The 8,919-nt window shown below is 36.2% G+C and carries 9 protein-coding genes; 7 read left to right on the top strand and 2 right to left on the bottom strand.

What is annotated here, in order from left to right; genetic code table 11:
* Positions 1-11: 11 nt before the first annotated feature.
* Positions 12-407: a hypothetical protein gene (locus tag ACY3FQ_RS17250; RefSeq protein WP_227557115.1), complete on the bottom strand. Its 396-nt coding sequence runs from the start codon at positions 405-407 to the stop codon at positions 12-14.
* Positions 408-663: 256 nt separating this feature from the next.
* Here ACY3FQ_RS17250 and ACY3FQ_RS17245 point away from each other — a divergent pair, with 256 nt between their 5' ends.
* From ACY3FQ_RS17245 to ACY3FQ_RS17225, 5 genes are all read left to right on the top strand, one after another.
* Positions 664-1,029, top strand: coding sequence for a hypothetical protein (locus tag ACY3FQ_RS17245; RefSeq protein WP_063454720.1), 366 nt, complete (start codon positions 664-666; stop codon positions 1,027-1,029).
* A gap of 294 nt (positions 1,030-1,323) precedes the next feature.
* Complete coding sequence (locus ACY3FQ_RS17240) at positions 1,324-1,476, top strand: hypothetical protein (protein WP_348904474.1); 153 nt, start codon at positions 1,324-1,326, stop codon at positions 1,474-1,476.
* A 25-nt stretch (positions 1,477-1,501) separates the two neighbouring features.
* A complete protein-coding gene (locus ACY3FQ_RS17235) occupies positions 1,502-1,918 on the top strand; it encodes a hypothetical protein (protein ID WP_063454726.1) in 417 nt (138 codons plus the stop codon).
* Positions 1,919-2,455: 537 nt separating this feature from the next.
* Positions 2,456-3,514: a DNA cytosine methyltransferase gene (locus ACY3FQ_RS17230; protein ID WP_005006014.1), complete on the top strand. Its 1,059-nt coding sequence runs from the start codon at positions 2,456-2,458 to the stop codon at positions 3,512-3,514.
* Between the two features lie 65 nt (positions 3,515-3,579).
* Positions 3,580-4,905: a DNA cytosine methyltransferase gene (locus ACY3FQ_RS17225; protein WP_005006017.1), complete on the top strand. Its 1,326-nt coding sequence runs from the start codon at positions 3,580-3,582 to the stop codon at positions 4,903-4,905.
* A gap of 368 nt (positions 4,906-5,273) precedes the next feature.
* On the opposite strand, the gene ACY3FQ_RS17220 is transcribed toward ACY3FQ_RS17225, so the two are convergent.
* On the bottom strand, positions 5,274-6,653 hold the full coding sequence (locus ACY3FQ_RS17220; protein ID WP_005006018.1) for a hypothetical protein: 1,380 nt from the start codon (positions 6,651-6,653) through the stop codon (positions 5,274-5,276).
* A gap of 150 nt (positions 6,654-6,803) precedes the next feature.
* Between ACY3FQ_RS17220 and umuD the strand changes: the two genes are divergently transcribed.
* Together umuD and ACY3FQ_RS17210 are read left to right on the top strand one after the other, a co-directional pair.
* Positions 6,804-7,364: a translesion error-prone DNA polymerase V autoproteolytic subunit gene (umuD, locus tag ACY3FQ_RS17215; protein ID WP_005006020.1), complete on the top strand. Its 561-nt coding sequence runs from the start codon at positions 6,804-6,806 to the stop codon at positions 7,362-7,364.
* Complete coding sequence (locus ACY3FQ_RS17210; protein ID WP_005006021.1) at positions 7,361-8,650, top strand: Y-family DNA polymerase; 1,290 nt, start codon at positions 7,361-7,363, stop codon at positions 8,648-8,650. The genes umuD and ACY3FQ_RS17210 overlap by 4 nt, the downstream gene beginning before the upstream one ends.
* The last annotated feature ends 269 nt before the right edge of the window (positions 8,651-8,919 follow it).

Below are 8,919 nucleotides of genomic sequence, written 5' to 3'. Positions count from 1 at the left end.
GATTTCTAGAGTTATTTGCATTTCTCTATTTTATCAAAATTCAACCTGCTTTTTTTAGCATACTTTTTGATACACCACCCAATAATGATGTGTCTAACGGTTTCGATCGCCGTCTCATATTGCGATGTAATCATTTCAGCCAAGCTATTCACTGATTCATATTCAAGGTGACTTAATGGTGTGAAATCCTCACCAAACTCTCTTAAAAACAGCGATTCAAAGTCTTCTGCTTCGGTATCCGCAATCGCAATAAAATCAAAAACGGTGCTTAACTGAAGGTTGCAGTTAGCATCAAAACTAAGGTGGTTATTCACCGCATCAGCTTTGACAAGTCCTATTGCCCAATCACTTAAAGGATTCGATGCAAAATGTTTTGCTGATTTAGCGTCAACTGGTAATGAGTGCATAGGGGATCGCCTATCTGTTGGAATAGATACATAGTATCAATCCTTAAAAGGTTTTAACTTTTCTCTAAAACTTAAAACGAGAGTTTTATTTTAATCAATTAAAATCAGCGTATGCGTTTTTAAGCAAGCTAAAAAAGGTTTTATAAGTCTTTTTAAATATTTTAAGTAAAGAATTATTATTTTTAGAAAAAAAGTTTTAAGGGTTTTATTTTCTATAATTAAAAGCGAAAGGTGAATTTATTTAAGGAAAACCAAAATGATTTTAGGTGATATTTTAGCTCTTGCGATGGTTGGTACTTGGTTGCTTGCTCTTGATGAATACAAAGCAAAGCTTCTCGCATGGGGTCGCACGACATTTACGTTGTTAGCGATTACTGGTGTTGCAACCATCATTATTTCTTATGTATTTTATTCTACGGCGCAAATCGCATCTAAAGACTATGGCCAAGTAGTCGGCTGGTATGAAACCGTGCGTATTGCTGAGATCAGTGGACCATCGGAAAAAAAGGAACAAGAGATTCGTAAGTTTTATACGATCATGGCTCAAAACCCTAAAGAGCTATCTCACCGTGAGTTCTACAAGCTCCAAACACAATATAAGAATGTGATTTATACAAAGTAATCATTTTCCAGGCCTGGTTACAGGCCTTTCGTCTATTCAATCGTAGGATGTATTCAAATGTTGATTCAAGAAAAAGAACTCGCTGCGGTTATCAATGAGCTTGCTACGCTTAAAGATGAAGTTGATCACTCAGATTCAAAGCTATTGTGCAACTAATCTGTATGTGTCTACTTCACAAAAGGACCTGATAAAAAAGCGTAATGACCTACTGAATTACATGCAATCAGGTGAAGTTACACTGACCTGTATAGAAAGCGAAATGGCAATAGAGTTTTTTTTGGGAGTTAGCCACTTATGAAAAGGGCAGAAATAGATAAAATACTAAACGAGTTGTTTTTTGAATTTAATGATAAAGCTACGGCGCTACTTGATGCTAGAAAAGTATTTGTAAACTTTGATCCAGAAGTTCAATTACTGCACACAAAACGGCAAAGTGTTTGGGCTTAATGCTGCACGTAAGGCACTATCTGTTATGAATGATCTTTCAAATAATTCATCACTGATTGATGTGCTTGCTAATCAAGTCGGTATATACGATACGATATGGAGTTTTAAGTTTGTTGAGAAATCACCTAAAACACGTATTCATGGTACTGGTATCAATAAGAAAAGAAAAATAGACCAATGTTTCAATATGGTTCGTACTTTTGAACAAATAGCTAAAACAATTAATTTAAGCATCAGTGCTGATGAGTCATTGTTAGACATTGATGAAAAAAATTTTGATAAGGCTATCGATGAATTAACAACAAATCTAAATATGAATAAAGGGTATTACATTCGTATTAACGAACATCTTGAAATTCAATTAGCGAAAACGGCAATCACTATTTACGTAAAGTTTAGTGAAATAGCATCAGGCAAACTTAATAAGTTATATGGGCGATAGGTGAAGGCATGATTTTAAGTGGTCCAAGCAAAGATTTTTTTAAACGTAGATTCTTCCAAAATCACAAGGTTTTGAAAGTAATGCTATACATTTTTTTCATGGCTATTTTTCCAATACTACTTGGTGTAATGGGATTTTTTATTTCAACCAATATTGGTACCATTTTTAGCTTTGGTGTAGTCGAACATTTTTTTCTTTCTGTTCCTTTGACATTGGGGTTCTTCATCTTCGGACTGTGTTTCTTCCTTTGGCTAACTAAAGACTAGTAGGTATTTACTATGACTAATTCATGCGCCATTAATAAAGAACACTACTTTGCTGTTCGTTATTCCTGGTTGCATCAACCAGTAATGTAACCACTAGCATTAGAGTTATGTGAGGGTATTAATAAAATATAAATCTTATTTTCGCTAATAATAAAAGGCTGATCATTTCAGCCTTTTCTATTTCATATTATTTTTTTTAAAAAAGTTTTATTAGAAAAACTGACTCTACAATTAAGTAATCAAGCTCATTGCTTAAAACTTGGAGTCGGTCGTGGATTTAGTAAAAACGCAAAACAACAATGAACAATTGCAACTTTTCAATAAGCTTTTATTGGATGCAAGAAGTAGTTTTATTGATGCTGAGTTTAAGATTTCAAATATCTTTGATGCACCGCATAAGAATGAAGTTGTTCGCTTAAATAAGAAATCACAAGCATATGTTGAAGCTAATGGCTGGATGTCCAGATCTTCCGCATTAGAGCGTTTAGAACAATGGAAAAACGTTGCGTTTAACCAATATCTAGATCCAACGATCCGCAACCAAAACAACCAAAAAATTGTCATTTCTCTTTTTGATTTGTCTGGCACATGGTCACAACCATGGGTTGATGCTGGCTATCAAGTATTTCGCTTTGATATACAGGCAGATCCTTATTTTGGCGATATTAATAACTTCAGCGTGGAATTCTTTAACGAGCTTTTTGCATGCTTTGATGGTTTGGACGTTCATGCGATTTTAGCTGCATGCCCATGTACTGACTTTGCTGTTTCTGGTGCAAGACATTTTACCGCCAAAGATGCTGATGGTCGCACGTTAAGCAGTATTGAGCTGGTGTACCAAACTTTAAGAACAATTGAATTTTTTAAACCGAATATTTGGGCAATTGAGAATCCAGTAGGGCGTATTGCGAGCTTAACCGGGTTGTCGCCGTGGCGTCTGTCGTTTGATCCGTTTCATTTTGGGGATACTTACACTAAGAAAACCTTATTATGGGGTAGATTTAATGCTGACCTACCTATTGCACCAGTAGAGCCTATAGAGGGATCTAAAATGCACAAGTTATATGGTGGGAAAAGCTTGGCCACTAAAAATGCTCGAAGTGTAACGCCTGTTGGTTTTGCATATTCATTCTTTATGGCCAATAACGCGCATGACCATAAACTGATGGCATTTTCAAACAAATATGACCGATTAGACCGGAATCTTTTAAAACTCGCTCTGAATTCAGGAGTTTCTGAATATGAAATTTCGTCTGCCATCGATGATGCTTACTATGATTATGATGATTTGGCAGCCATTGATTCTATAAATGAACTAATGCTTGCCTAAGTATTCATACAGTATTCGCGTACACGAATTTAGTGGCAAAAAGCCAAAAACTTGGAGTTTATATTATGTTTAATTTATTACCACACGAACTTATTGTTGATAATTTTGCCGGGGGTGGTGGAACATCAACCGGTTTAGAACGTGCATTTGGGAGACCGATTGATATTGCTATTAATCATGATCCTAAAGCTTTGGCGATGCACCGGGTAAATCATCCTCTTACAAAACATTATTGTGAAAGTGTTTGGGATGTAGATCCAGTTGAAATCACTGGTAATCAACCCGTTGGATTAGTCTGGTTGAGCCCAGACTGTAAACACCATTCCAAAGCTAAGGGAGGTAAACCTCTCAATAAAAACATTAGGGGATTGGCCTGGATTGCATTGCGCTGGGCAGCAAAGGTTCGACCTCGTGTAATAATGCTTGAAAATGTAACGGAGTTTGCAGAATGGGGTGACCTTGATAAAGATGGACGTCCATGCCCAAAGCGTAAGGGACGAACGTTTAATTGCTTTGTAAATGCATTGAAATATCAAGGATACTCAGTTGAATACAAAGAATTAAAAGCATGTGACTTCGGTTCACCAACTATACGAAATCGATTTTTCTTAATAGCTCGCCGTGATGGATTGCCAATCGTATGGCCAAAGGAAACCCATGGTAATCCTAATACCAGTCTTGTAAAAAAGGGACGTTTATTGCCATGGCGTACAGCTGCTGAATGCGTAGATCTAAGTTTTGATTGCCCTAGTATATTTAAAAGAAAAAAAGCACTGGCACCAGCTACGTTAGAGCGTATTGTTCGCGGTATTTTGAAATATATCGTTCATAATCCAGAGCCATATATCGTTGATGCAGCTGCTCCAATTCTTACAGAATGTGCAAATGGATCAAGTCGGAGATCAATGCCGATCGATGAGCCTTTGAGGACAATTACAGCTGAAACTAAAGGCGGTACCCACTCACTATATGTTTGTCACCTTTCAAAAATGAAAAATGGATGTACTGGCCAAGAGTTAAATGAACCTATGCATACACTCACAACAGTAAATCAATTTGCAGAGGTACGAGCTTTATTAACGAGATTTACTGAAGGGTTAAATTTCAAAAATGAACTTTTTGAAAAATTTGGAATCATTGAAATCAATGGTGAACGCTATTGTATTGAAGATATTGGCTTTAGAATGCTTCAACCATTTGAACTTTATAAGGCTCAAGGCTTTCCGCATGATTATATTTTCAGTTATGGACATGATGAAAATAACCAACAATTGAAGTTAACTAAACAAGACCAATATCGTATGGTCGGTAACTCAGTACCACCTGATTTATCTTATGCACTGGTTCTGGCCAACTTTACTCATGAACAGGAATATAGTCTGGCCTCATAAGGCTATTTGCATTCTATAAATTATGAGTTAAAAAAAGAGGTCCCTAATGACCTCTTTTTAAGCTAGATAATAAAATTAATAATTACACTTAAACCAATTTGCTTTACTGTCCCAAACCGTTCTACCAGCTTCAAGTGGGATCTGGTTGTACAACACATCACTTCCAGCTGAGATTCCATTTTGGGTATTTAAAAAGCCTTTGATATGGAACAGAGCCATTAATTATAAAGCAGGGGAATAAGTTTATCCTTGTCTGTGATCGTGGATTCCCATCGGATATTGAAGATCCGAGTATTTATAATTACTTGTCCAATTATATCCAATAGAAATCATTTTCTATAAAACAGAGTGTGTTTCCACACTCTGTTTTATACGGTATTTAGGTCCTTTAAAAGTTCAAAAGCATCCATTTCTTTAACGATGTTCAATAAATATTGCCTGTTGTTTAATAGCAATTCATCAAAGTGACGTATATCAACGATATTACTTAAATTATGTATTTTGAATTGATTTTTTGACATGTAATTAATGCATTCATCTTGATCAAAACATTTTGTTGCTGGAGATCCTGATTCACTTATGAAAATAATGCTGCTGTTCCACATAGATAAATAAAAATATCTGTAAATTTTATCATTTCGCGAAGAGTACCAGTCAGGAAGCATAATTTCACAAGAGTACTTAACATCACCTCCATGAGAATATTGATCCCAAAGTTCAATCATTTCAGAACGTTTTAATTTAGATGTCTCCAGTGCTAAAACTGTGTATTGAGAATCCCTACTTAACCCTAATTTAAAACACATATCTGCGTAATTAATCTGATCGATATCAATTGTGTCTTTGTATCGTTGTTTTTTTAATTGATTCAATAATTCAATCTGATTGCTTGTAAAAATATCCATCCATTGAGTAACTGGCAATGATTTTATTAGGGCCAAAAAAGCTTTTTTATCTTCTCTGGTGCAATCTATGTCTTCTTTCACTTGTCTATTCCGCAAGTATCCATAATTGCCATTTTCTAAATCGGAGCTAACCCAATATGCATCCTGTAAAGTTCTATCGGCTTTACTTTCTAAAGGTGTAATGTCAAATAGTCGGAGATCGTTAGGACAGCACTCTGTAAATGTTGGATGCTTAATAGGTCTGCTGGTATACGCTATTAAAGTTTTACGATGCTTTGATAAGAGAAAAACACTATCTAAATAGTTAGTCATCGTGTTTAGAACGGATAAAGGTAAGGCATATTCTTCATTTTTAGTTTTATATGTATCTAGGACGTCTATCTCAGAGTAACATTCAATATAAGGATAGTGTTGATGCTGACGAAAATTAGCAATAGCTTTTTTATTCTTACTATCAGAAAACTCATATTGAATATTATTCGAGTCTAACCAACTATAAAATGATTGATTAATAATATCCTTCACACGATGATCGATAACCAGGATATCTGGTATTCCAAAAACTAATGGAATATTTGGGCCATTAGTCTTGTAGTAACGGCTCCAAAAAGTCTTCAGGAATTTTGACAGGGAACAACTACTGTCATTTTTTTCATAATATTCCGTGTAATTTAATGGAAAATCATTGACGGAGATGCCAAGTAAACATAATGGCTGCATTGATAGATCAGGATCTATAACTAATGGATCATTAGAACGCATTACGCCGTAGTTAGGCTCTATGAATACCCGTTTGCAAACCTGTACTGTTAAGTAATGAATAATTGGCATCATCTCTGACATATTACGTGTAAATTTTATTATTCATAAGATAGACGATCTTTATTCTAACTCCAAGGATAACCCATTGTGTATTGGTAACTTTTAAGAAATATTTGAACAAACATACAGCTCTCAATACAATGGGTCTCAAATCATAGTAAGGTTTTTTTCATGTCTACTTGCAGTTCAACGTCAGGAAAACCTGAAACGAAAGTTATCGCATTTAGCGGTGCAAATAAAAAGATAAGCGATATTCTTGACCTCGAGCACGTCAGATCTAACTCGCTTTTACAAATTCCTATTGCAGCTGAATTATTATCAGCTGGATTTCCTTCACCAGCACAAGATTTTATTGAAAAGTCGGTCGATCTCAACGAAATGCTGATCACCAATGAGTACTCTACGTTTATTGGTAAAGTAGGCTCTCGTTCCATGCTAAATGCTGGTATAGATATTAACGATAAGCTCATAATCGATAGAAGCTTCAATGCCAAGCATCTAGATATTATTGTTGCTCAGCTAGAAACAGACTTTACCGTTAAGCGGTTGATGATCACCAAGCAAATGTCAGCTGGTGAAATTAATGAAATTTTTGGTCCAGATGCAAAATCTATCCCTCCAGTTTGGCTTAAAGCAGAAAACCAAGAGCACTCACATATTTTTCTAAAACCTGAACAGGAATTGATTGTGTGGGGCGTAGTGACTTACATCATTAAAGACGCACGAAAATGACAAACCGGGTATTTATTCATGTTGATATAAATTCGGCATATTGTTCGATGGAAGCATTTTGGAACCCTAAGTTAAAGGGTAAACCATGCGTTGTCTTAAGCTCTAATGACGGAACAATCATCGCGAGAAGCGCTGAAGCTAAACTCTTAAAAATCCCGATGGGTGCGCCACTCTTTAAGGTCCAAGACATCATCAATAAACATAACGTTCATGTGCTATCGAGCAATTTTGCGCTGTATGGCGAAATGTCACGCCGTTTTCATGGAATATTATCTGGTTTTGTAGATCCAAGCTGTTACAGCATTTACAGCATTGATGAAGGCTTTATAGAATTTACTCAATTTACTAAAAACTTTGATGCTACTGAAATGGCACGGGAGATTCGGCATCAAGTATATAAGCTTATTGGCTTAACAACGTGCGTGGGTGTTGGTAGAACACTGACTGAAAGTAAAATGGCCAACAACCTTGCCAAAAAGAATCCAGAATTAAATGGAATCTGTAATTTAGTGACAATGAGCCTGGTAGATGTCGAAAGCTACTATCAAAGCATGCCAGTTGATGAAATATGGGGTGTAGGGCGAAAGTACGCTAAAAAGCTTAATGACATGGGGATTTTAACTGTGCTGGATCTTGCAACATCCAACCCGAATCGAATGCGTGAACTCTTCAATGTGAATATGCAAAGTACGATTTTAGAATTGCTTGGCCAGTCATGCTTTGAATTTGAAAGTTCACCTAAGGCGAAACAACAGATTGTCTCGAGCAAATCTTTCGGCCAGAAAATTACTGAGCTCTCAATTCTTCAAGAAGCCGTCAGCAAATATACCCATAATGCATTCAATCGGCTTGTTGATGAACACCAGCTTTGCGGATCTCTGATTGTTTTCTTGCAATCCAACCCATTTGACCAGTCAAAACCGTATTACAGCAAGTCGTTAACATACACGTTTACCCAACCTACAAACAATTTGATGCAACTTGTTAAAGCTGCCACATCACTGATTGATAAATTGTACAAAGAGGGGATAGAGTTTAAGAAATGTGGCGTGATGTTGTGTGAATTGATAAAAGAAGAACATCGCACGATCGGCCTACTAACTGACGTAGAGCAGCTTGAAAAAGAGCAAGCGTTAATGACGGCGTTTCAAAGCATTCAAAGTAAGTTTGGCAAGGCTAAAATTGCTGCTGGATCATGTAATCTGAAAAATAGAGATTGGGAACCTAAGTCAGAACGTCAAAGCCGTAACTATTTTAGTGAGGCTGGTATGATTGTCTTCAATTGATTCATTTGAGGGAATTTGTTGGCAATGACGGGGATGGTCAGACTCGAACTGACATTCAAGGAATTAAACCTTTGCTTTAATGAGATTGATCAGATCTCAAAACCAATTGGCTACACCCTCGGAAATATAAGTACTTTTACCTCCAAAATAAGAAATTAAGATTGCTGATAGCTTCTTGGTGATTCAGCTGGTGTACCATCATCATATCGCCAAAATAAGAAGCTTCCACTCCATTCGACATCACCTGAAGCATAGTCACGGATCTTATC

The sequence above is a fragment of the Acinetobacter sp. AB03 genome (genome assembly GCF_058107045.1).
The sequence above is the reverse complement of the archived record's forward strand: the minus strand, read 5'-3'. Positions and strand labels throughout refer to the sequence as shown.

Excerpts from the sequence above, each read along its gene's own strand:
- ACY3FQ_RS17250 (WP_227557115.1), bottom strand. The coding sequence starts at position 407 with ATGCACTCATTACCAGTTGACGCTAAATCAGCAAAACATTTTGCATCG.
- ACY3FQ_RS17245 (WP_063454720.1), top strand. The coding sequence starts at position 664 with ATGATTTTAGGTGATATTTTAGCTCTTGCGATGGTTGGTACTTGGTTG.
- ACY3FQ_RS17240 (WP_348904474.1), top strand. The coding sequence starts at position 1,324 with ATGAAAAGGGCAGAAATAGATAAAATACTAAACGAGTTGTTTTTTGAA.
- ACY3FQ_RS17235 (WP_063454726.1), top strand. The coding sequence starts at position 1,502 with ATGAATGATCTTTCAAATAATTCATCACTGATTGATGTGCTTGCTAAT.
- ACY3FQ_RS17225 (WP_005006017.1), top strand. The coding sequence starts at position 3,580 with ATGTTTAATTTATTACCACACGAACTTATTGTTGATAATTTTGCCGGG.
- ACY3FQ_RS17220 (WP_005006018.1), bottom strand. The coding sequence starts at position 6,653 with ATGTCAGAGATGATGCCAATTATTCATTACTTAACAGTACAGGTTTGC.
- umuD (WP_005006020.1), top strand. The coding sequence starts at position 6,804 with ATGTCTACTTGCAGTTCAACGTCAGGAAAACCTGAAACGAAAGTTATC.
- ACY3FQ_RS17210 (WP_005006021.1), top strand. The coding sequence starts at position 7,361 with ATGACAAACCGGGTATTTATTCATGTTGATATAAATTCGGCATATTGT.